Here is a 22,265-nt window from a genome sequence, read left to right as displayed (position 1 = left end):
GAACATAGAACATTCAATGTCGAACATTGAAGTTGCTTTATCATTGGCTCTTATCTTCCGTGAATCACCGTTAAAAAAAGTGACTATTCTTCAGCTAAAAATCTCACATTAAGGGTATTAAATAGTTATTTTTAGTGCTCAAAGAATTTTGATCTACAAAAACTCACTCAACTACCATGAAAGTTGGAATTTTAGGCGCTACCGGTGCAGTCGGACAAAAATTTATTCGCTTACTTCAGGGTCACCCTTGGTTTGAAATTGAGGCTTTGGGTGCCTCCGAACGCTCGGCCGGTAAAAAATATAAAGAGGCTGCCAACTGGATCGAAGATGTGGTTCTTCCTGAATCTATAAAGGAAACTATAGTCAAGAATTGTGACCCTGATGAATTCAGCGATGTGGATTTTGTATTTTCAGGACTGGATTCATCCGTAGCCGGGGAGATCGAGAAAGCGTTTGCTTCTGCCGGAATCCCGGTCATCTCCAATGCCAAAAATTATCGGCAAGATCCTACAGTTCCATTGCTCATCCCGGAGATCAATCCCGATCATACCGAGCTGATCAAAAAGCAGACGTTCACCAAAGACGGCAGCGGGTGGATCGTAACCAATCCAAACTGTGTGGCTGTCCCCCTCGCCATTTCACTGAAACCATTATATGATGCTTTTGGGATCGAAGCGCTGATCCTTACCACTATGCAAGCGGTATCAGGCGCGGGTTATCCAGGCGTGGCAAGTTTGGATATTTTAGGGAATGTAGTGCCGTTCATTTCAGGAGAAGAACCTAAAGTTGGCCCTGAAACCAGAAAAATATTAAGTACTCTTGAAGGAACTACCCTGGCTAAGCCCCATTTCCCCGTTCAGGCAACGGCAACCAGAGTACCTACCATCAATGGACATATGATCTCGGTAACTGCTAAGCTGGAAGATCCCCCCGCAAATGTTGAAGAACTGAAAGCAGCGTACACAAACTGGAAAAATCCGATCGCGGATCTTGACCTTCCCTTCTCCCCAAATCAGCTCTACAAGCTCCATGAAGAGGAACAATATCCTCAGCCTCGCTTACACGCTGATGCTGAAAACGGTATGCAGCTGCATTTGGGACGATTGAGAAAGGCCGAAGTATTTGACATCAGCTTTGTGGCCATGGCTCATAACACCATTCGCGGTGCGGCCGGTGGGGCTATTCTAAATGCTGAATTGCTGGTTAAGAAGGGGTTTCTGAAATAGAATAATTAATTCCCTTAATGTAGGGACGCAAGATTTTGCGTCCCTACATTTTTGGTAAATATTATTCCCCATCCATATCATCCAGGCGTTGTTGCGACATGTACAGGTTCAGTTTTGTAGATATCCTAATGGCTTCACTTCGATCCCTTCTTTTGATATTCAGCTTTATCACTCCCTGATCACTTCCGGGTAACGGTTCGAAAAACGCCCATTGATTGGCTTTTATGATCAACTTCCCTCCTGTGAATAAAAATCCCTTCTTGTATTGAATGCTTTTGATGTTATCCAGCTGGATGGCAAATTTTGAAAGATTACTGATCCCATTTCCATTAGCATCGTACACTTTATATTCGAACAGGAGTTCACGATCGGCAAAGCTTAGAATACCCTTTACTTCTTTGTACTTATTTAATTCAGTACCCTCATACATGGAATATTTATAGGGAATACTCATTCTTCGTTATCCAATTCACTTAATTTGTGTTCTGATATTCTCAGATTCAGGTTTGATGAGATAGAAGCAGCTGTTTCCCTGTTCTTTCGTTTTATTTTGAGCACCCGTTCATTAAGATCTTTTCCGGGCAGCTCCCCAAATGATTTTGCTGTTTTCCCATGTAAGATCAGCTTCCCGCTGAACCACCCCTTTTTGAACTCCAGCATATCAAGCTCAGAAAAAGGGATCTTAGCCGTCTTCAATTCAGACTGATAAGCCTCAACAACCGCATCTTTTTTATGAAACTCAAAGACTAAATACTCTCCCTCCACGCGCAGAATTCCTTCAACTTTCATGAATCCGCCGTTTAAATTTTCAATACTAAAAGGTAAGCTTCGCATATGCAGTGTTGATTTTTATAGAGTTAACTACTGATGATCTAATTTATAAAAAAGTACAAAAAATCTGTAAGGAGTGCGCGTTTCATCGCTCTAACTATACAGCTAACAAAAGAGAACTAATCATTGCCTTGGGGACCGGAAGATCCCCAATGTCCTTCCAGGGGTAAAAGGTGGAATATCCTTTTACCCTGTTTTTTTAGGGCTTTGTTAAATTGGTATAACACTTGTAATTATGGCCGAAGAAAGTTGATTTAATTACTACTTCGGGCTATTCTTTTGCAATGAAAAAACTGTTGCTCTTTATACTCCTTACTCTCCCGTCCTTTGCTCTTGCCCAGACTCAGGTCTTGAATGAAACATTTGATGACGGAGACTTCACCACCAATCCTGAATGGACGGGCGATACCGGAGAGTTTACGATCTTTGATAATGCCGGTAATGATCAACTTAGGCTAAACGATACGGATGCGAGTAATAGCTCATCTTTTTTAGTCACTCCATCCACAACAGCGTACGGAAGCTGGGAATTTTTTATTGATCAGGATTTTGAACCATCCAATAGCAATCGTGGATTTATTTTTTTGGTCTCTGATCGTGAAGACCTAAATGACAATGTAAATGGCTACGCTGTACGTGCCGGCGAAAGTGGAAGTGAAGACAGATTCAGGCTTTTTCAATTCACGAATGGTATCGCAACAGAAATTTTAACAGGAACCCTTGACCTTTCAGCAGGCGGTCCATTTCAAATTCGGGTTACCAGAGATGAGAATGGGAACTGGGAGTTATTTGAATCCGCAGGATATGGAAGCACTCCTGCTTCAGCAGCCACGGCAACGGATAACACGCATACAACATCAAGCTATTTTGGTATTCGAACAAATTATACTTCAACCCGAAGTGAGAATTTTTATTTCGATGATACTATCATCACCAATACTGAAGATTTCTCCATTTCTTCAGCATCGGGTGCTAGCAGTCAGGCTATAGATGTCACTTTCAACTATCAGATCGACAGCAACACTATTGATCCATCTAATTTCGATCTTTCAGGAATCGGCTCGCCCCAGCAAACGGAAGTTATCAATTCCGATCTTACTGTGCGACTGACATTCGCTGATGATATCCCAAATGGAGACTATACCCTTACCGTAAATAGTGTGGAAAATATTTACGGAGGAACCATCCCCGCCAATTCAGAAATTGAATTCAAGTTTTCCAATACCTTTGAACTTATCGGTTCCTCCAGTACCCAAGACGATCATGCTTTATTGGAGTTTAATGAGGATATCAATTTCACAACGGTGGAGAGTACTGACTTTACCATTAACGGGGAGTCGATCGATCCCGCTACCAATATCACACAGCCTGAGAACGATCAACTTTTACTTGAATTCCCTGAGAATCTCCCCTCCGGTCCTGTTGAGATAGAAGTAACAAATATTGAAAGTGTTAACGGCTGGAATATTCCTGATGGATCGGTTACTGAATTTTTTATCTATGACGACTACCAACCCGGCGATATCATCATCAACGAATTCATGAAAGATCCCCCAACAGGGACAGCAGAATATGTAGAGCTCAAAAACATTTCAGACCGCTATTTGAATTTACGGAATTGGAAGATCGGTGATAATAATGCCTTTGCAACAATTACAGGGTCAGATTTTGCCATTCTTCCCGATAGTTTCGCTGTTATTTCTGCTGATACATCCGCCTTAAGCACCTTTTATGGTAATGCTAATTACATGCAGGCTTCCTTGCCGGCTTTCAATAATACTGGGTCTGAGCAAGTTCGATTACGAGACGAAAATGACATAACTCAAGACTCTCTTGAATATAATTCAGACTGGGGCGGTGAGGATGTCGCCATTGAACGCCGTTCCCCTGCCGTTTCATCCACCTTCAGAGAAAACTGGGGAGACAGTCCGTCAGAAGACCTTGGTACTCCGGGCCTTAGCAACCTCATCACCCCTGATATTACCGCTCCTGAATTACTCGGTATTCAACGTCCGGCCAATGACCAAATTGAACTCTCATTTTCTGAACGACTTCAGGAAGCTGAAGCACAGAATCCCACCAATTTCACGCTTACTGCAAATGGACTTTCGGAAGACCTACCCGCACTTCAATCCGCTACGCTTTCCTCCTCTTCAAGCATCACACTTCAATATGATGCTCCTTTGTCAAGTGAGCCTTCAGGAACTACCTATGAGCTGACTATCGCTAATCAAACAGATATTTTTGGAAATACCGCAGCTGATATTTCTTCTTCTTTCTTTGTGATCGAGTATGCCGTAGCAGATTCCGGAGATGTATTCATTACAGAATTCATGTACAACCCGGCAACCGGGTTCACTGATTTCATCGAGATCTATAACCCAACCGACAATGCATTTAACCTACAGGGTTGGACCTATAACGACAATTCCGGAAATGCCCGAACAATTACAGATAGCGAATTTGCATTGGCTCCTAATTCCTATATCGTTTTGGTCCCGCACAGTACCATTTCGGGACTGTTTCCGAATATTACTCTCGCAGATATGGGCAGCGGATTCGCTAATCTCAACAGTACCACTCCCGACGACATAGTGATCCGTAAACAAAACGGAACCCTTATCGACTCCCTGACATACACACCGGAATGGGGTGGGAATGAGGTTTCTCTGGAACGGAAAAGTGTGGGAGCTCCTTCTATTTACCGCGAGAATTGGGGAAACAGTCCTTCAGGTAATTTGGGAACTCCGGGTGCACCCAATCAAATTCAACCCGATAACACCCCACCGGAGATCATTAATACATCCATAGTTGCTCCAGACTCCATACGAATAACATTTAATGAACGTATTGATTCTGTGTTAGCAAAAAATACCGCCAACTATTCGATTTCTCCCTCAGTATCTATTTCGGAGATCGCTGAATTCTCAGGGAATACATTAATCGTTGTACTGGGAACATCGTTAATTGATGGAGGGGTTTATACACTGACCATAGAAGATCAAAAAGACATCTTCGATAATATCCAGGCTTCTGTTTCCACAGAACTACAATACACTGAGTTTTCGCCTGCAGATATCGGGAATGTGATCATCAATGAAATTCTCTATCAAAGGGAAAGTGCAGATTCAGAAGAATTTATTGAATTGTATAACCGAACGAATAGAAACTTTGATCTTAGTAACTGGACTTTATCAGATGCTACGGGATCAACGGCTATTCCTGAAGGTACTGAGCTGAGGGGAGGTGAATATCTGGTGCTTACCGATCTCCAGATTTTTGCCGATGAAGTACAGAATGGAGTTTATCTTTCCGGATTTCCTTCCCTTAATGATGATGAAGATGCAGTTGTGATCAAAAATGAAGATGGGATCACGATCGACAGTTTATTTTATAGCGAGACCTGGGGAGGGAATGAGCCCGGAGTTTCCCTGGAGCGCAAAGATCCTGAATCTGCTTCGAATGATGCCTCGAACTGGGCAAGCAATGAAGGAAGCGGAAGCAGCGCCGGGGTCCAAAGCAGTGTTTTTGAACCCGATGAAACGCCACCACAGATCTTATTCTCCAAAATTCAGTCGGACGGAACCATCTTTGTGGCTTTTACTGAGTTTGTTAATATCGATAATGCATCTGCTTTTGTGAACGAGCAACCTGCTTCAATTATAGACTACAGCGAGACGGACGGAAATATCGTGATACTGGAGAACCCTGTTTCAGGATCAGCTCCCTCTTCTGCAAAAGCGAAAGGAAACGCCAGCGAACCACTTAGTTTAACCTTTACCGATTTCACCGATTTTCGCGGAAATGCCAACCAGGAACTCGGTGTTGAAATATCTCAGCCCATCAATCCGGGTACGGTTGTGATCAATGAGATCTTATACAACCCTTTGGCGAATTCGGATGACAATCTCCCCGATCAAACAGAGTATATCGAACTTTTTAATCCATCTGATTATGCCGTTTCTCTGGAGGGATTTTTCCTTCACGATGAACCTGATGAAGACGGAGAAGTTCGGTCTTTATTCCCGGTTTCCTCACAATATAAATGGATCCCCGCCGGAGCACACGTTGTAGTTTATGCAGAGGATGAGGCCCCGAATTTCAGTGAAAGTCAGCTTGCCGAATATTTTGAACTGGAGAATGAAAGTGATCAGTTCAAAGTGCGAATTGACCGCTCCAGCCTGAGTCTCTCTAATGCGGATGATGCTATTTACCTGGCCGACAGTACAGGGACCACTATTGATTCTGTGTTCTATGATGAAAGCTGGCAAAATCCCAATCTTTTTGACACTGATGGTGTAGCACTTGAACGTATAGATCCGGAAGGGCCAAGTGACGACCCGTCAAACTGGAGCTCAAGCACACGCGTAAATGGCGGTACGCCGGGAGAGCAGAATTCTATTTTCCAGGAAGCCGGATCGGTTTCGGAAAACACAGGAATCACCTTTACACCGAATCCTTTTTCTCCTGATGATGATGGCTTCGAAGACAACCTGTTTATTAATTACAAACTGGATGAATCGGATTATTTACTTCGGGTACGCATTTTTGACCGCTATGGAAGGGAAGTCCGTGAACTGGCTGATGGTCTACAGGCCGGCTTCGAAGGCTCACTGATCTGGGACGGGCGTACCGATGACAACAGAAGTAATCGTGTTGGTATTTACATCGTGCTTTTTGAGGCTTACAATAGTGCCAATGGTAGTAATGTGACTTTTAAGAAGACGGTAGTATTGGCAAGGAAATTTTGATGAAATTTTAAATGTTGAATTTTGAATGTTAAATGGCCTCACATCCATTTAACATTCAACACTTATAATTCAACATTAAGTTTCACTCCTCCGAACCAATTTCTTGGGGCTGCGGGTTGATAGTAACGGCCACTGAAAGCATTCAGATCATTGCCGAGGCTGTACTTTTCATTCAACAGGTTGTCAATTCCTGCAAAAACATCTACTGATACTCCTTCTTTTACCTGACGCTTGAGCCCGGCTTTTAATTGCACCAGGTGATAAGCTTCAGAATTCACCGTATTTGCGTCATTCAAAGGGATCTCATCCGTGAAGTTGTAGGATAATGAGCTGTAGATGCCTGTCGCTGTTTTAGTATTCAGCGTAGAAACTAAAATATGAGGTGCTACTCCCGTCAGTTTATTACCTGAAAAATCATCCCCCTCCTTCTGGTAATCCTTGAACTCAAAATCATGGAAGGTGTACGAAATGCTCCAATCCATTTCCTCCAAAAAAGCTCCCATATTTCGAATTATTGCCCAATTTATTGCAGCTTCAAGTCCGTATTGATCAGTGCTTCCCGTGTTTTCAAAAATTACCGTCGAATTGCGGTCAGAGGGCTGCTGCACGATGGTCTCATCCAGTTTAAAAAAGAAAGTGGTGATATCGTAGGTTATTCGAGGCCCTATCAAAGTTCCCCGTGCTCCTACTTCATAGTTCACTCCCTGCTCTGCTTCCAGATCCAGGGCAATACTCCCTTCATTTGTCCTGAATTCTTCAATGGTAGGTGGTGAGAATCCAAAGCTCACACTTCCATGTAATGAAAGAGCCGGGGAAAATTTCTTCAGTAAGCCTACCCGTGGGATGATCTCAGGATCAAAGGTTTTTTCAGCCAGGCCGGTATTGTCGCCGGATAAATTTGTTACCAAGCGATTCAGGCTATATTCCAAACGATTGTAGCTCAATCCGGCTGTCACATAAAAGTCATTGGGAAGATCGATCTCTGTATTTACAAATATCAGAGAAGACTGGATCTTGATCTCATCGTCAAAGTTAAGGGCTCCTACTTCACTGCTGTCATTCTCAAAATTTCGTGCAGCGTAATTAGCAGACTGAAGCTCTCCCCCAACCGTAAATCGGGTTCTAACCTCTCCAATATCTGTATCAAAATAAAAGCGTGTGCGCCCACCACCCGATTTTCTGCTGTCTTTTTTGTAATCCAGATTGAAAGGATTTTCAAACGCACTGAAGGTCCCATAGAGGGTGGTCAGGTTAGAGATATTTTCCGATATCTGAGCATCATGACTGATCCCCGCTAAAAATGCCTGTTGGTCTATGCTCGCATTTGCTTGCACGCTCCCAAGTGCGAATGGATTTCCCTGCCGTGCCTGAGTTGGGTCCTGAGCAAATTGTTCTTCTGTCAATGGGCCCGGAATACCATAATTCAAGTCGGAGTATAAAAAGCTTGTTTTGATGATCTGCCTGTCGTTCAGCTGAAATCGTCCGGAAAGCTCTGCAGTTTGGCGACTGAAAAAGGACTGGTCCCTGTATCCATCCGACTGTTGGTTTGCATAATTAAACCGAAAGTTCCCATTTTGAAACTGAGATTGTGCGTATGCGGTGTAACGCTGTAAGCCGTAAGAACCGAACAGGCTTCCGACTCCAATTTCATTATTCTCTGACTGACGACTTTCAAGTAATAAGGCCCCGCCGTTACCCGCTCCGTAAATACTGCCGGCCGGACCTTTGATCACCTCCACTTCCTGCATATTGATCACATCCAGTAAATTAAGTGGGGTACTTCCTGAAGGTTCCGTAAATGGAATGTCGTTCCAATAGATCTTGACATTTCTCACTCCAAATGGAGAACGAAGCGAACTCCCGCGAATGGCCACCCGGTAACTTCCGGGAGCACGCTGCTCAATTCTGACTCCGGGCACGGTATTTAATCCATACAACAAAGAGCCTTCATCGAAACCCGTTATGCGCTCAGGATCAATATTTGCGATGGCTCCGGGTGATTCCATCACGCTGCGGTTCCCCTCATAGCCGGTAACAACAACCTCACCAAGATCTCCATAAAGAGTATCGGGTTCCTGAGCTAATAGAAAGGCCGGGACGATAGTGAATAGTAAAAACAATACGGATATTTTATTCATGGAAAGAAGTTACAAAGGCTTGTATTAAGTTTTAAGAATTGAATACCTTCTTTTAACAAATAATTCCACACCAATAACTCCTTTGCAAGATCTAAAGAAAGCACCCATTGGCATTTTTGATTCCGGTATCGGCGGACTTACTGTTGCCAAAGCCGTGATCGATGCCCTTCCCAATGAAGACATCATTTATTTTGGGGACACTGCCCGGGTTCCCTACGGCATCAAATCAGAAGAAACTGTTCGTGCTTATGCGCTTCAGATCACCAATTTTTTATTGAAGCGAGGGGTTAAAATGATCCTGATCGCATGTAATACGGTGTCGGCTTCCGCAAAAGAGGAGATCATTCAGGCCGCCGGAGAAGTGCCTGTATTGGATGTGATCACAGCCGGAACCAATAATGCGGTTTCCCTCCCGGATCATAAAAATATTGGGGTGATCGGTACGATGGGAACCGTAAACTCCCGGGCCTATGTGGAAGCCATTCATGCTCATGACCCCACTATAAACGTACAACAGGAGGCGTGTCCGCTGTTGGTGCCGCTGGCAGAGGAAGGCTGGATAGAGAATGAGGTGGCCCAAAAAACCCTCCACTATTACCTGGATGCGTTTGATGACAGCGATATCCAATCCCTGATCCTCGGATGTACCCATTACCCCCTTTTTAAGGATGTGATTCCAAAGATCCTTAAGAACGGCAATATTGAGATCATTGACTCGGCAGAATCCATTGCAGAATCTGCTAAAACTAAATTGGCAGAACTCGATCTTCTGAATACCTCCGGTGGGGATTTCCAGTGTTTTGTGAGCGACCGCCCCCAACGTTTTCATGAACTTGCTGAACGATTTTTGGGGAGACGACTGAATGGTGTTGAGGTGGTGGCGCTGGATTGAGGTTTTAGGTGTCAGGTATTAGGTGTTAGGTGTTAGTGAAATTCACACATCGGTCGTTCGTTCCATCGGTCATCGCAATTCAGTTTTTTACTCGTTCCAAACGTCCCCGTTGGGAATGCCTGCCGGGACCTCCCGGTTCCACTTAAAGCATAGCAGATTGAAATTGCCGGTTAATTTTCTACATTCCGTTATCTGCTCACCAACTTTACTGCTATGAAAACACTGTTACTTATCTTTGCTTTGGCTCTGAGTACCTTATCTTTTTCGAATATTTCGGAGCCTGTAGCTAATCCTATTTTTGATATCAATGACTACACCTGGCTGGTCGGCTCATGGGAAGGCGATGGATTTGGCGGGATCTCTCACGAAACCTGGGAAAAACCGATCCATGGCACCATGATGGGTATGTACCGACATATCAATGCGGAAGGTGAACTGGTATTCTATGAGTTTTTACTTTTGGATGAGACCGGATTGCGTCTCAAACACTTCAATCCTGACCTCACCGGCTGGGAGGAAAAAGATGACATGACCACGTTTGAGATGATCAGCTTTTCCAAAGATAAGATCGAACTAAAGGGACTGACCTTTGAACGTACTTCTGATACTGAAATGGTGATATCTCTGAAAATGAGTCAAGGCGGAGAACCTCACACGGAAATTTTTAATATGAAAAGGACTGGTTTATAAATTCACTTATTTAGCAAATCCCAAATCTCCGTCAACAGCACTTCTTCCTTACTTGATTCAGCCGGCTTGTAAAACAGGTTTTGCCCTTCTTTTTCTTAGGCCAGACAAAACTAATTAATCCAAATATCTAATTTATGATTCAATACTCACTTTAATTAGCCTCTTTACCTCTTCTGCTTTATCTTTGGACTGAAAATTGATCTTCAATAACCTATCAGCCACACATACTTATGAAAACCATTGCCCAGCTCACTTATATTCCATTATCCCAAGAAGACCCAAGAGAAAAAGTACAGGAATTGCTGGAGCACCTTGCTCAATACGATGTAGAAATTGAAGTTGGATATTTATCCACTACCATCATCGGAGCACCAAAAACTGTTTTTGAAGTGATCAAAGACCTATATGACATCATGTCGATGGAAACAGAGAGGTTTCGCTTTCAGGTAGATCTGCTCAGTCCTTCAGCGGAATAAGTTTTAGTGGCGAGGTTTTAGGTGTTAGAACTACTTGAAACTAACACCTCGCACCTAAAACCTAACACCTCACAAAAGTTTTGAAGCTAAATTCGCCAGGTCAGAACGCTCTCCCTTCTCCAGATTGATATGCGCATACAGATCATGATTGTGCATTCGATCCACTAAATAACTAAGGCCATTGCTCTGCGCATCCAGGTACGGCGTATCGATCTGAAAGATATCCCCGGTGAACACCACTTTCGTATTCTCTCCTGCTCTGGTGATGATGGTCTTCACTTCATGCGGTGTCAGATTCTGTGCTTCATCAATGATAAAGATCACGTTTGAAAGGCTTCGACCTCGAATATATGCCAGCGGCACGATCCGTAGCTTATCCGTCTGCAGCATCTCGTCAATTTTCTTGAACGGCTTGCTGGTTTCCTTGTACTGATTTTTGATGAAACTCAGGTTATCCCAAAGCGGCTGCATGTACGGGTCGATCTTTTGGTTGGCATCGCCTGGTAGAAAACCGATATCCTTGTTGCTCAATGGAACAATAGGCCGCGCCAGATACACCTGCTTAAAATTACTTCGTTGCTCCAGTGCTGAAGCTAGTGCTAATAATGTTTTTCCGGTACCGGCGGCTCCAGTAATGGTTGTACATAAAATATTGGGGTTTTGGAGCGCATGTAGCGCAAAGGTCTGCTCTGCGTTTTTGGGTTGAATGCCATAGGCATGCATCTTCTCGACTACTTCAACCATCTTACTTTTAGGGTTATACCATCCCAGTGCAGAGGAGCCGTGGCTTTTCATTATGTAGTAGTGATTACAGGTTGGATTCTCCTCCCCAATCTCTTTCGGATCAATTTCCCCCTCTTCATAAAACTTACTGATCACTGACGGATCATCGATATCAAGCTCGGTCTTACCACGGTACAAATGCTCAATATCTTTGATCTGTATGGTCTCATAATCTTCTGCCTCCAGATTCAATGCCCGTGCTTTCAATCGTAAATTGATATCCTTTGAAACCAAGATCACACGCTGATTCGGGTTTTCTTCCTTCAGGTGCAGCGCCGCATTTATGATGCGATGGTCGTTTTTGTCCGAGCCGTAAACCTGAGTAGCATCCTGAGAGTTAGTTCCCTGAGTTATCACCCTCAATTTACCATGCGAGCGACCATTAAGTGGGATCCAATTTTGGAGCATGTTGTCATCTGAAATTCCGTCCAGGTACCGGATGAATTCCCTGGCATGCAGATTAATTACGTTGTTTCCCTTTTTAAAGGTATCTAGTTCTTCCAGAACGGTGATTGGAATGGCTACATCATTTTTCTCAAAGTTACGAACGGCTTCATAATCATAGAGCAGAACGGAGGTGTCAAGTACGAAGATCTTCTTCTCTTTCTTCTTAGGCATAAAGGCGAGATTTGATTTGCAATATCTATTGTACCAGCCATAGTAGATGAATTGTGAACGGCTCTTTCAATAAAGCTAAAGCGGAACTCATTTGCAATGGGTAATGAGGATTTTACAGAGAATTATTTTAGGGAGGGTGAGAAAGTTGAGAGTTGAAAGTTGATAGGGTGATTTATGTATGTCTGCTTTTCCATCTCTGATCAGAGATCATTTTTTGAAGTAATTTTATAATGGAGGTTAGAACCTTAATCCTGGACATAGATTTCTTTTCAGATCGTATATGTCTGGATTTGAAATACCAATCTTTTGCTTCTCGGGCAGAACCAAGTGATATTTCGTAAAATCGTGCTTTTTCTTTTTTGGACTTTCGTGAATAACCTTCAATTATATTTGCACTTATAGAACCTATTGAACAATAAAGTTGGTCAGCTAGTGAAAATCTTTTTTCTGAAAGAATGATATTCGTGTCTTCCCAAAATGCGTCAGATAAAAACAGACTCAATCTGTATGCTTCCATTTTCCAAACTACATCTTCCTTAAATTCGATCGGCACTGTTCTTTCCCATTCACTAAATATCATTATTGAGCAAGCTTCTTTTGATTTTATAGTAAGAGCCAACTCGATCGTATTCCTTACAAAATTATTTCAAAAACTTTCATCACTCTATCAACTTTCAACTCTCAACTCTCAACCCCCACAAAGCTATACTAACCGCGACTGCCGCATTCAGGCTTTCTACTTTTTCCTGTGCGGAGCCAGATTCGATCTTTACTTTTTTTCTTCCTGAGTTCAACAGGTTTTCATTGATTCCATTCCCTTCATTCCCCACAACCAATATTGTTTTTTCTGCGGGTTGAATCGATCTCAGAGGCTCGGCTGATCCTCCCCCATCCAATAACATTACTTGCCAGCCAGATCTTTCCAACTCACTGAAAACTGCTTCCAGATCTCCGGTCAGAACAGGGATACTTCCGGTAGCGCCCGCCGTACTTCTTACCACTTTAGGGTGATAGACATCCACACTGCCCTTTCCGGCGATCAAAGCCTTTGCCCCAAACCATGCCGCCGTTCTCAGGATCGTCCCCATATTTCCGGGATCCTGAATGGCATCAGTCGCTACAATAATGCCGGTTTCCTCAGCTAATTTTTGGGGCCGAATTTCATCCGGCATCTTACAAACCGCCAATATCCCCTGCGGATTCTCCGTATCCGCCACTTCAACAAACACAGCCTCTTCTACAAAAACACTGAAAGCTGAAAGCTGATCGCTGACAGCTCTTCCCTCAACCACAAAAACCGTCTCCACCTCTATCAAACCATTGCCCACCACCTGCTCAACCGCCCGCTCCCCCTCCACCACAAACCGCTGCTCTTTCTCGCGATATTTTTTACGGGCAAGTTTTCGTAATAATTTGATCTCGTTGTTCGATGCTTTTCTCATGGCGGAAGAATACAGAACTCAGAATTCAGAATACAGAAGAAACTGAATTCTGAGTTCTGTATTCTGACTGCTTACTTCCCTATCTTCATTAAAAATTCAGCCAAAAAATATTATCGTCATGGAGTTTCTGAAAACATTAGGTATCGAAGGTATTAATCCCGGGACAAGCACCGGGCGTAAGCATATGGAAAGCAAGGAAACCATCAGCAGCTACACGCCCACTGATGGTGAACGCATTGCTACCGTTGGGGTAACCTCCCGCGAACAATACGATCATGTAGTTGAGGAAGCTCACAAAGCTTTTGAGGTCTGGAAAAACATGCCTGCTCCTCAGCGGGGTGAGATCGTCCGCCAGATCGGACAGAAACTCCGCGAATACAAAGAACCTCTTGGTAAACTGGTCACCTATGAAATGGGGAAGATCTACCAGGAAGGATTGGGCGAGGTCCAGGAAATGATCGACATCTGTGATTTTGCTGTGGGACAGTCGCGAATGTTATATGGAAAAACAATGCACAGTGAACGGCCTGAACATCGAATGTATGAGCAGTGGCACCCGCTTGGAATTGTGGGGATAATATCTGCCTTCAACTTTCCTGTGGCCGTATGGAGCTGGAATGCTATGATCGCTGCTGTGTGTGGAAACGTGATGATCTGGAAAGGCTCTGAAAAAACACCTTTGTGTGCCGTAGCTATTCAAAAAATTGTCGCCAAGGTTTTGAAAGAGAATGATCTTCCTGAAGGAATTTTTAATCTCGTTACCGGCGACCGACAAGTTGGCGAATGGATGACCGAAGACGAACGCATTCCGCTTATCTCAGCAACCGGCTCTATCCGTATGGGCAAAGAAGTTGGAAAAACCGTTGCATCCAGACTTGGTAAAACCATCCTGGAACTGGGCGGTAATAATGCCATCATCATCTCCGAAAATGCTGATCTTGAAATGGCCATACGCGCTACGGTATTCGGAGCGGTTGGAACGTGCGGTCAACGTTGTACCTCAACCCGGCGACTCATCATTCATGAATCCGTGTACGATCAGGTAAAAGAAAGATTGATGAGTATCTACAAAAATATCACGATCGGTGATCCGCTGGATGAAAATACCCTTGTTGGTCCCATGATAGACCAGGATGCCATAGATTTAATGCAAAAAGCTCTTAAAGAAATCGAAAGGGAGGGCGGCAAAGTGATATACGGTGGCGAGCCTTTGGATGAAGACGGATTTTATGTTCGCCCCGCCCTTGCTGAAGTACAAAACCACTACAATATAGTACAGGAAGAGACTTTTGCACCTATCCTCTATCTGATGAAATACAAGACCACCGAAGAAGCTATTGAAATGCACAACGGTGTAAAGCAGGGGCTAAGCTCTGCCATGTTTACGCTGAATATGCGTGAAGCCGAGCGTTTCTTGAGTGTCGGTGGATCTGATTGCGGTATCGCCAATATTAACATTGGAACGAGTGGTGCTGAAATTGGTGGTGCATTTGGTGGTGAAAAAGAAACCGGCGGTGGACGTGAGTCCGGTTCCGATTCCTGGAAAGCATATATGCGCCGGCAAACCAATACCATGAACTGGGGTGATTCACTTCCGCTTGCTCAAGGCATAGATTTCGATGTTTAATAGAAATGTTGGATGAGGAAATGTTGAATTTTAAATTGGCAGAAATAGAAATTACCTGACACCTTCAAAAATTCAGCCGGGCACTTCTGATGATCGGACCATGCAGGTAAGATAACAACAAGACTGGAATATCAACACAGTCGCTCCCCCGTTCTCCGTAGCAGCACGATGCATCGTGCTGTTAAGGGCAGATTGTGTGATAAAATTTTATGCCATGAAAGTAAATGTACCCACAGAAGAAGAGTATAAAAGAGATCAAAAAAGAAAGCGTATTCACGGCATATTCGGACTGCTTTTTGGGGTGATCTTCTTTGGGCTGGCCGGGACCCGCATCTTCAGATATGGTTTTGATGAAGTTGAGAACTATACATGGATCGCTTTAGGTCTTGGTATTGCCTCTTTTGGATGGTTGGCATACAAGTTTGGAGAGACATTTTGGAATACGTTGTTCAAAAATTAAAGCCATAAAAAGCCCCGCACATAAATTATGTACGGGGCTTTCAATTTTTTGCTTAGCTAAGCTTTAGATCATGGTAGCAATTACAAGAGCTACAACTGACATCAGCTTAAGCAAGATGTTCAGAGACGGGCCTGAAGTGTCCTTGAACGGATCGCCTACAGTATCTCCAACAACACCTGCTTTGTGAGGCTCAGAGCCTTTCCCGTACTCAACACCGTCGATGGTCACGCCTTCTTCGATCATCTTCTTAGCGTTATCCCATGCACCACCCGCATTAGACTGGAAGAGTGCCATAAGAACACCTGCAGAAGTTACACCTGCAAGAAGTCCGCCAAGCATTTCAGCTCCAAGTGTTGGGCTGTCGCTGATAAATCCCGGAACAAAGCCGAAAAGAACGGGAACAATTACAGCTAAGAGTCCTGGAACTACCATCTCACGAATAGAAGCCTGAGTTGAGATCTCAACACATTTTTCATATTCAGCTTTACCGTCGGCAGCTTCAAAAGTAGTACGATCTTCGTCAGACCAGTCAGCTAATTTCTTGCCTTCATTTCTGTTCATCGCAGCAAGTGCTTTGGTCAATTCAGGAATGTCACGGAACTGACGACGCACTTCTTCGATCATACTCATTGCGGCACGGCCTACGGCATTCATAGAAAGCGCAGAGAACAAGAATGGTAACATTGCTCCTACAAATAGTGCAGCCATTACAGAAGGATTGGTTACACTGATAATTACCTCTACCCCCGGGTTTACAGCCTCAAAAGCTGTAATGAAAGCTGCAAAAAGAGCAAGTGCAGTCAAGGCAGCAGAACCGATCGCAAAACCTTTTCCAATAGCAGCAGTAGTGTTACCTACAGCATCAAGCTTATCTGTACGCTCACGAACTTCACCGGGAAGCTCAGCCATCTCGGCGATACCACCGGCATTGTCAGATATTGGTCCGTATGCATCAACAGCTAACTGAATACCAGTGTTTGAAAGCATTCCAACAGCGGCAATTGCAATACCATAGAGTCCCGCAAATTCATAAGCACCGATAATTGCAACAGCGATGATAAGAATAGGGATAGCAGTTGAGATCATACCTACACCTAGTCCGGCAATGATGTTTGTTGCAGATCCTGTAACAGACTGCTTCACGATCGACCAAACCGGCTTAGTTCCGGTTCCGGTGTAATGCTCTGTGATCAATCCAATTCCGAGTCCGGCAGCAAGACCGAATATAGTAGCCCAAAAAACTCCGGTACTGCTATAAACTTCACCGTTGAATGTCCAGGTTTCAGGTAGCATCCAGGTAATGATAAAGTAAGAAGCGATCAGCATTACAGCCGCTGAAATAAACTCACCCATATTTAATGCCTTTTGAGGATCTCCGCCTTCTTTCACACGTACAAAAAACGTTCCAAGAATAGAGGTCAGAATTCCAACACCTGCAAGAACAAGCGGAAGAATTACGGCAGAAAGTCCGTTAAAAGCATCTGCCCAAACAGCGCCGTCAACTGTAGCGCCTGCTATAAATGCAGCACCCAATACCATTGTACCAATAATAGAACCAACGTATGATTCAAAAAGGTCAGCACCCATTCCGGCCACATCACCAACGTTATCACCAACGTTATCTGCAATAGTAGCAGGGTTCAGCGGGTGATCTTCAGGGATTCCGGCTTCTACTTTACCTACAAGGTCAGCACCGACATCGGCTGCTTTGGTGTAAATACCGCCACCCACACGTGCGAAGAGAGCAATTGAAGATGCACCGAATGAAAAACCGGTTACAACAGCCAATACTTTATTTACTGCACTTGCACCTTCAAGGCCAAATACATTACCGAAAATGATGAACAATCCACTTAATCCTAAAACTCCAAGGCCTACTACACCAAGCCCCATTACGGAACCTCCTGCAAACGCTACTTCAAGACCTTTACCAAGGCTTGTTCGTGCAGCATGAGTGGTTCTGACATTGGCTTTGGTTGCAACTTTCATTCCAATGAAACCTGCCAATCCTGAACAAATAGCACCAACAACAAAAGAGATGGCTACCATCCAGCTTGAAGTGGTCGGATCGGCACTGAAGCCAAGTATTACAGCTACTACAAGTACGAACACGGAAAGTACCCGATATTCAGCTTTTAGGAATGCCATGGCACCGCTCGCAATACTTTTGCTGATACGCTCCATGCGCTCGGTTCCGATCTCCTGTTTAGATACCCAGGATGTTTTAAAGACAGTGTACAGAAGTGCGATCACTCCGGCCACCGGTATTAAATAGATTATTGTATCCATTGTTTCCCGTTACGTTAGTTTAAGTTCAATAGGCCGAATTTCGGCCATTATTAATTAAAATTATTCATTGTTTTTACGATGCCGTCCCTCACAAAATTGAGTGATGCATCATGGGCTTTTTGTATGCCCTCTTCTAAATACTTTTGATCTGCATTGGTAAAAGGCGACAACACAAAATCTACTTGCCGGCCTCGTGGGAAATCATTCCCGATCCCGAATCGCAACCGGGGAAATTCCCTGCTGCCCAATTCATCGATGATACTTTGGATACCGTTATGGCCACCCGCACTTCCCTGTGCCCTCAGCCTAACATCTCCAACATCTAAATTCAGATCATCGTAAATGATCAGGCAATGCTCTATATCTGTGTTATATACTGAAAGAGCTTTTCGTACCGCCTTCCCACTTCTGTTCATATATGTAGTGGGTTTTATAAGTACTACATTTCTTCCTCTGTGCCTGCCCTCTGCAACCACAAAAGGCCCGTTGCCCGGGCCAAATGTAGTAGAAAGAGTTTCAGCTAAAGCATCAACTACTTCAAATCCTATGTTGTGCCGTGTCCCCTCATATTCTTGCCCAATATTTCCTAAACCTATAATAAGGGACATTTCAAAAAGAGGTTACGTTACAACTTTGCGATAATGAACAGAGATTATTCTTCTGTTTTGTCTTCAGAAGAATCTTCTCCTTCTTCACCTTCAGCAGCCTCTTCACCTTCGGCAAGTTCTTCGCCTTCAGCAACTTCTTCACCTTCAGCGGCCACTTCTTCTTCAGCCTCTTCAGTAACACCCGCAACAAGACTTTCAAGAAAGTCAGCTCCTTTAGGAGGACGAATGGTTACAATGGTTCGGCTCATATCATCCAAAGGAATGATGCCTTCCAGTTCCAGGTCGGATATGTGGAAAGACTGACCGATCTCAAGTGGTGAGATATCAATTTCAAATTCAGACGGGATTGCTTCAGGAAGTACTCGAATACGAATAAAATTCATTGGTTTGAAAACACGTCCACCATTTTCAACCACTCCTTTAGCGTTTCCTGAAATCTTAATAGGAACACGAAGCGTTACTTTTTGTCCGTCTGCAAGAACATAAAAATCTGCATGAACGGGACGATCGGTAACAGGATCAAATTCAGTTCTTTTAAGAAGTGTTTTGTACGTTTTTCCATCAACGGTCAATTCCTGAAGCTTGGTCTGAGGCTTTCTGAGAATTTTTTCCAATTCCAGTTCATCAATGGAGAAATGAATGTTTTCTTCAACTTCCGGGCCATAGAGAACAGCAGGAACACGCAGTTCCTCTCTCAGCGCTTTATTCGCTTTTTTACTGGTCTCTCTTTTCTTTCCTTCAAGTTTTACTAATTCTGGGTTTGCCATAATGCGTTTACCTTAATCATTAATTATCAAACAGTGCACTGATAGTGTCGTTAGTATGTATGCGTTGTATAGCTTCAGCAAAAATATTCGCGATGCTCAATACCTTTATCTTTTCAGAAGGTTGGCGAAGCTGAACCGTATCTGTTACCAACAACTCATCAATTGGCGAATCTTCGATTCGCTGATATGCCGGACCCGATAAAATCGGATGTGTACAAATTGCGATAATACTTAACGCCCCTCTTTCTTTTAAAGCGGCGGCAGCATTAGTCAATGTTCCGGCGGTGTCGATCAAATCATCGACAATTAACACATTCTTTCCTTCCACTTCACCGATCAGATTCATGATCTCTGATTCATTCGCTTTTGGCCTTCTTTTGTCAATAAAAGCCAAGCTTGCTCCCAATTTCTTCGAATATGCCCTGGACATTTTTAAGCTTCCTACATCAGGAGCTACCACAACCAGGTTATCAATGGGATTGGAGGTAAAGTGATCTATAAAAGCCCGGCTTGCATATAAATGGTCAAGCGGGATATCAAAAAATCCTTGTATCTGGGCAGCATGAAGATCCATAGTCAGTACACGATCGGCACCGGCTTTAACCAAAAGGTTTGCCATCAGTTTTGAACCGATGGAAACACGCGGCTGATCTTTTCGGTCTTGCCTGGCATATCCAAAATATGGAATTACAGCCGTTACCCTCTTAACCGAAGCTCGTTTCGCCGCATCCAAAAGCAGTAATAACTCAATTATGTTATCACCGGGAGGAGGCGTGGACTGGATCACAAAAATATCTTCTCCCCGAATGCTTTGCTCGTATTTCACATACTGCTCGCCATCGGAGAATTTCTTAATTGTCACGTCCCCTAAAGATGTACCATATTCCTCAGCAATTGCTCTTGCTAAAGCCGGGTTACTTGTTCCGGAAAATATCGCCAGGGGAGTGTCCACGTTGCAGGCTTAGTGTTCAGGTTATAACTATGAAAAAATCATCAATAAATGCTCACCAATAAACAAAAAGGATGGCCTCTCAGTCATCCTTTATAAGTTTGTGTTGCCCGGGGAGGATTCGAACCCCCACTGACTGGACCAAAACCAGCTGTCCTGCCATTAGACGACCGGGCAATTCATGTCATTGACAGACTCCAAAGATAGAAATCACTTTAAAAGCAATCAAGACTCAATCGCATTTTTTAGCACAAAACATTCTGAGCACCGATGATCATCACAATATGATTTTAATTGATGGATAGCACCCAGTTTCTTGCGATATGTTGAGCTGTTGAGGTTCAACGATTTGAATCTTTTAAGTAAAGATGCGGGAATAGGAGTTTTCAACCGCTTCCACTCTGAGAGTACATGCTGTGAAAGTTTCTGGTGAGCAAATAAATTTCCCAGCACATAGATGGATGGCAAATATACCGTTCCGTACAATATTTCAATGCGCGAAGACCTGTGCAGACCTGCCTCCTCAACCCATGTTTTCCAGATCTCAGTAGAGCGAGAAGAGAGTAAATTTTTGAAGGGCTCACGCAAGATCAAAGCAGTAAATTTTACAGCCTCTGTTATCCGCTGCTTCGGATGATTCGCCGGACGAACTGACTTCATGTTCCATTTTAGGTCATTTCCATCATCGTAAATACCGGCGATATTGAAAGCAAGCTCTGTTCCCTGACCTACAGAAGCACCCGACCATTTCTCAAGCAATTGTTGTGCTGTTTCCTGCATGGGCTCTCTATTGTGAGCGATCCCAAACCCATCCCATAATGATAAGATCAACGCATATTTCCATGCATCCGACGGAAGTTTATCGGGATCATAAAAACGTAAAAAATCATTTGATTTCTTTTCGAAGTACTCAATATGTGATTTTTCGATCTGTTTAAAAAAAGCTTCTTCTGATATAAAGCTAACACCCCTGCTGCAAGGCAAAGCTGCAGGATCTTCAAACCCCTTTAAAAAAACCCGCAACTTTTTTGACATATATGGCATCAAGTTCAGGGTATAAGGGGTACTTCCATTTTGTGTTATCACCGGTTGTGGGCTTCCATCAGTGACAACATGTAAAATTACAGTATTGAAGTTAGGATCATTTTGATGATCATGTGCATTCCACCCATTGCTTGTTACATGCATCTCAATATCCCCATGCCATATAAGATTATCTACCTCTAAAGCAGCATGCGTGAAATCGGGCCCGTCAGTGGTATTTAATACGCCCTGTCTTATAATATTTAATGATTTCCCACATGTCGTCTTAAGGTCTGTAAAATCAAACAGCAGATTTTCCCATATCCACTGTAAAAAAGCCTCTGAATGTTGAAATTCAGGTTTATCCATGCCTGGTTATTTCTTCGATCTCTTCTGCTTCAGAAAAATCGAGATTCTCCGTTGCTGCATAAAGGTCAGGAAATGTATCCTTCACAGTTTTTTTGATTCCTTTCGAAACCTGATCTATTCTCATTTCGCCGTCTTTTTTGAGCTTACGGCCTTGATTTTCCAGCCAGTCGAGGTTTTCTTTTCCACTTTTTGGGGTTAATAACAAACCGGCTATGATGCCACCGGCAAAGGCTGTTGCTCCAAATAATAATGTTCCGATTCCTCTTTTCATGGGTCTCTCTTTTAGGTTGAGGTTAACACTGTTAAGATACGAATATTCCTATCGT

The 22,265-nt window shown here is 43.5% G+C and carries 19 protein-coding genes and 1 tRNA gene; 7 read left to right on the top strand and 13 right to left on the bottom strand.

The genetic code is table 11. The annotated features are described in order from the left end of the window. The first annotated feature begins 176 nt into the window (after positions 1-176). Positions 177-1,226, top strand: a complete 1,050-nt coding sequence (gene asd / locus ACFSVN_RS04100; protein ID WP_390299025.1) for an aspartate-semialdehyde dehydrogenase — start codon at positions 177-179, stop codon at positions 1,224-1,226. Between the two features lie 61 nt (positions 1,227-1,287). On the opposite strand, the gene ACFSVN_RS04095 is transcribed toward asd, so the two are convergent. Together ACFSVN_RS04095 and ACFSVN_RS04090 are read right to left on the bottom strand one after the other, a co-directional pair. Beyond that, positions 1,288-1,680, bottom strand: coding sequence for a hypothetical protein (locus ACFSVN_RS04095; protein WP_390299022.1), 393 nt, complete (start codon positions 1,678-1,680; stop codon positions 1,288-1,290). Continuing rightward, a complete protein-coding gene (locus ACFSVN_RS04090) occupies positions 1,677-2,060 on the bottom strand; it encodes a hypothetical protein (RefSeq protein ID WP_390299019.1) in 384 nt (127 codons plus the stop codon). Before ACFSVN_RS04090 ends, ACFSVN_RS04095 begins: the two co-directional genes overlap by 4 nt. A 281-nt stretch (positions 2,061-2,341) precedes the next feature. Here ACFSVN_RS04090 and ACFSVN_RS04085 point away from each other — a divergent pair, with 281 nt between their 5' ends. Beyond that, positions 2,342-6,808, top strand: coding sequence for a lamin tail domain-containing protein (locus tag ACFSVN_RS04085; protein ID WP_390299016.1), 4,467 nt, complete (start codon positions 2,342-2,344; stop codon positions 6,806-6,808). Positions 6,809-6,870: 62 nt separating this feature from the next. Here the strand turns inward: ACFSVN_RS04085 and ACFSVN_RS04080 are convergent, their stop codons facing one another. After that, positions 6,871-8,946, bottom strand: coding sequence for a TonB-dependent receptor family protein (locus ACFSVN_RS04080; protein WP_390299013.1), 2,076 nt, complete (start codon positions 8,944-8,946; stop codon positions 6,871-6,873). 82 nt (positions 8,947-9,028) lie between these two features. Between ACFSVN_RS04080 and murI the strand changes: the two genes are divergently transcribed. The 3 genes from murI (at position 9,029) to ACFSVN_RS04065 (ending at position 11,004) form a co-directional block, all read left to right on the top strand. Next, a complete protein-coding gene (murI, locus tag ACFSVN_RS04075; protein ID WP_390299011.1) occupies positions 9,029-9,838 on the top strand; it encodes a glutamate racemase in 810 nt (269 codons plus the stop codon). Positions 9,839-10,051: 213 nt separating this feature from the next. Beyond that, the gene (locus tag ACFSVN_RS04070) at positions 10,052-10,528 is read left to right on the top strand and encodes a DUF6265 family protein (protein ID WP_390299009.1); all 477 of its coding nucleotides are present in this window, start codon (positions 10,052-10,054) and stop codon (positions 10,526-10,528) included. Between the two features lie 230 nt (positions 10,529-10,758). Further along, a complete protein-coding gene (locus ACFSVN_RS04065) occupies positions 10,759-11,004 on the top strand; it encodes a thiamine-binding protein (RefSeq protein WP_390299006.1) in 246 nt (81 codons plus the stop codon). 69 nt (positions 11,005-11,073) lie between these two features. On the opposite strand, the gene ACFSVN_RS04060 is transcribed toward ACFSVN_RS04065, so the two are convergent. The 3 genes from ACFSVN_RS04060 to ACFSVN_RS04050 form a co-directional block, all read right to left on the bottom strand. Continuing rightward, positions 11,074-12,405, bottom strand: coding sequence for a PhoH family protein (locus ACFSVN_RS04060; protein WP_390299003.1), 1,332 nt, complete (start codon positions 12,403-12,405; stop codon positions 11,074-11,076). Positions 12,406-12,577: 172 nt separating this feature from the next. Beyond that, positions 12,578-12,985 carry a four helix bundle protein gene (locus tag ACFSVN_RS04055; RefSeq protein ID WP_390299000.1) on the bottom strand — a complete coding sequence of 136 codons (408 nt, stop codon included), beginning with the start codon at positions 12,983-12,985 and terminating at the stop codon, positions 12,578-12,580. Between the two features lie 94 nt (positions 12,986-13,079). Then, positions 13,080-13,847, bottom strand: coding sequence for a TrmH family RNA methyltransferase (locus ACFSVN_RS04050; protein ID WP_390298997.1), 768 nt, complete (start codon positions 13,845-13,847; stop codon positions 13,080-13,082). 118 nt (positions 13,848-13,965) lie between these two features. On the opposite strand from ACFSVN_RS04050, the gene amaB reads away from it, so the two are divergent. Beyond that, the gene (gene amaB, locus ACFSVN_RS04045) at positions 13,966-15,474 is read left to right on the top strand and encodes an L-piperidine-6-carboxylate dehydrogenase (RefSeq protein ID WP_390298994.1); all 1,509 of its coding nucleotides are present in this window, start codon (positions 13,966-13,968) and stop codon (positions 15,472-15,474) included. Positions 15,475-15,670: 196 nt separating this feature from the next. Then, positions 15,671-15,934, top strand: coding sequence for a hypothetical protein (locus ACFSVN_RS04040; protein WP_390298991.1), 264 nt, complete (start codon positions 15,671-15,673; stop codon positions 15,932-15,934). Positions 15,935-15,997: 63 nt separating this feature from the next. Here ACFSVN_RS04040 and ACFSVN_RS04035 read toward each other — a convergent pair whose 3' ends face one another. The 7 genes from ACFSVN_RS04035 to ACFSVN_RS04005 form a co-directional block, all read right to left on the bottom strand. Beyond that, positions 15,998-18,223 (bottom strand): sodium-translocating pyrophosphatase, encoded by a 2,226-nt coding sequence (locus ACFSVN_RS04035; protein WP_390298988.1) that lies wholly within the window; start codon positions 18,221-18,223, stop codon positions 15,998-16,000. A gap of 50 nt (positions 18,224-18,273) precedes the next feature. Continuing rightward, positions 18,274-18,831: an aminoacyl-tRNA hydrolase gene (gene pth, locus ACFSVN_RS04030; RefSeq protein WP_390298985.1), complete on the bottom strand. Its 558-nt coding sequence runs from the start codon at positions 18,829-18,831 to the stop codon at positions 18,274-18,276. Positions 18,832-18,875: 44 nt separating this feature from the next. Continuing rightward, positions 18,876-19,598: a 50S ribosomal protein L25 gene (locus tag ACFSVN_RS04025; protein ID WP_390298982.1), complete on the bottom strand. Its 723-nt coding sequence runs from the start codon at positions 19,596-19,598 to the stop codon at positions 18,876-18,878. Positions 19,599-19,617: 19 nt separating this feature from the next. After that, positions 19,618-20,550 carry a ribose-phosphate diphosphokinase gene (locus ACFSVN_RS04020; RefSeq protein ID WP_390298979.1) on the bottom strand — a complete coding sequence of 311 codons (933 nt, stop codon included), beginning with the start codon at positions 20,548-20,550 and terminating at the stop codon, positions 19,618-19,620. 103 nt (positions 20,551-20,653) lie between these two features. Then, positions 20,654-20,724 (bottom strand) — tRNA-Gln (locus tag ACFSVN_RS04015). Between the two features lie 48 nt (positions 20,725-20,772). Continuing rightward, entirely contained in the window at positions 20,773-21,939 is a 1,167-nt protein-coding gene (locus tag ACFSVN_RS04010) for a DUF2851 family protein (protein WP_390298976.1), read from the bottom strand. Then, positions 21,932-22,210, bottom strand: coding sequence for a YtxH domain-containing protein (locus ACFSVN_RS04005; protein WP_390298973.1), 279 nt, complete (start codon positions 22,208-22,210; stop codon positions 21,932-21,934). Before ACFSVN_RS04005 ends, ACFSVN_RS04010 begins: the two co-directional genes overlap by 8 nt. Positions 22,211-22,265 lie beyond the last annotated feature (55 nt).

Source organism: Gracilimonas halophila, from assembly GCF_042684365.1.
Classification (GTDB): Bacteria; Bacteroidota; Rhodothermia; order Balneolales; family Balneolaceae; genus Gracilimonas; species Gracilimonas halophila.
Note: the sequence above shows the minus strand (reverse complement) of the source record. Positions and strands in the feature narration are given on the sequence as shown.

Excerpts from the sequence above, each read along its gene's own strand:
- ACFSVN_RS04005 (WP_390298973.1), bottom strand. The coding sequence starts at position 22,210 with ATGAAAAGAGGAATCGGAACATTATTATTTGGAGCAACAGCCTTTGCC.
- ACFSVN_RS04050 (WP_390298997.1), bottom strand. The coding sequence starts at position 13,847 with ATGAGAAAAGCATCGAACAACGAGATCAAATTATTACGAAAACTTGCC.
- ACFSVN_RS04010 (WP_390298976.1), bottom strand. The coding sequence starts at position 21,939 with ATGGATAAACCTGAATTTCAACATTCAGAGGCTTTTTTACAGTGGATA.
- amaB (WP_390298994.1), top strand. The coding sequence starts at position 13,966 with ATGGAGTTTCTGAAAACATTAGGTATCGAAGGTATTAATCCCGGGACA.
- ACFSVN_RS04095 (WP_390299022.1), bottom strand. The coding sequence starts at position 1,680 with ATGAGTATTCCCTATAAATATTCCATGTATGAGGGTACTGAATTAAAT.
- ACFSVN_RS04090 (WP_390299019.1), bottom strand. The coding sequence starts at position 2,060 with ATGCGAAGCTTACCTTTTAGTATTGAAAATTTAAACGGCGGATTCATG.
- ACFSVN_RS04065 (WP_390299006.1), top strand. The coding sequence starts at position 10,759 with ATGAAAACCATTGCCCAGCTCACTTATATTCCATTATCCCAAGAAGAC.
- ACFSVN_RS04025 (WP_390298982.1), bottom strand. The coding sequence starts at position 19,598 with ATGGCAAACCCAGAATTAGTAAAACTTGAAGGAAAGAAAAGAGAGACC.
- asd (WP_390299025.1), top strand. The coding sequence starts at position 177 with ATGAAAGTTGGAATTTTAGGCGCTACCGGTGCAGTCGGACAAAAATTT.
- pth (WP_390298985.1), bottom strand. The coding sequence starts at position 18,831 with ATGTCCCTTATTATAGGTTTAGGAAATATTGGGCAAGAATATGAGGGG.
- ACFSVN_RS04070 (WP_390299009.1), top strand. The coding sequence starts at position 10,052 with ATGAAAACACTGTTACTTATCTTTGCTTTGGCTCTGAGTACCTTATCT.
- ACFSVN_RS04080 (WP_390299013.1), bottom strand. The coding sequence starts at position 8,946 with ATGAATAAAATATCCGTATTGTTTTTACTATTCACTATCGTCCCGGCC.
- ACFSVN_RS04055 (WP_390299000.1), bottom strand. The coding sequence starts at position 12,985 with ATGATATTTAGTGAATGGGAAAGAACAGTGCCGATCGAATTTAAGGAA.
- ACFSVN_RS04060 (WP_390299003.1), bottom strand. The coding sequence starts at position 12,405 with ATGCCTAAGAAGAAAGAGAAGAAGATCTTCGTACTTGACACCTCCGTT.
- ACFSVN_RS04085 (WP_390299016.1), top strand. The coding sequence starts at position 2,342 with ATGAAAAAACTGTTGCTCTTTATACTCCTTACTCTCCCGTCCTTTGCT.
- ACFSVN_RS04035 (WP_390298988.1), bottom strand. The coding sequence starts at position 18,223 with ATGGATACAATAATCTATTTAATACCGGTGGCCGGAGTGATCGCACTT.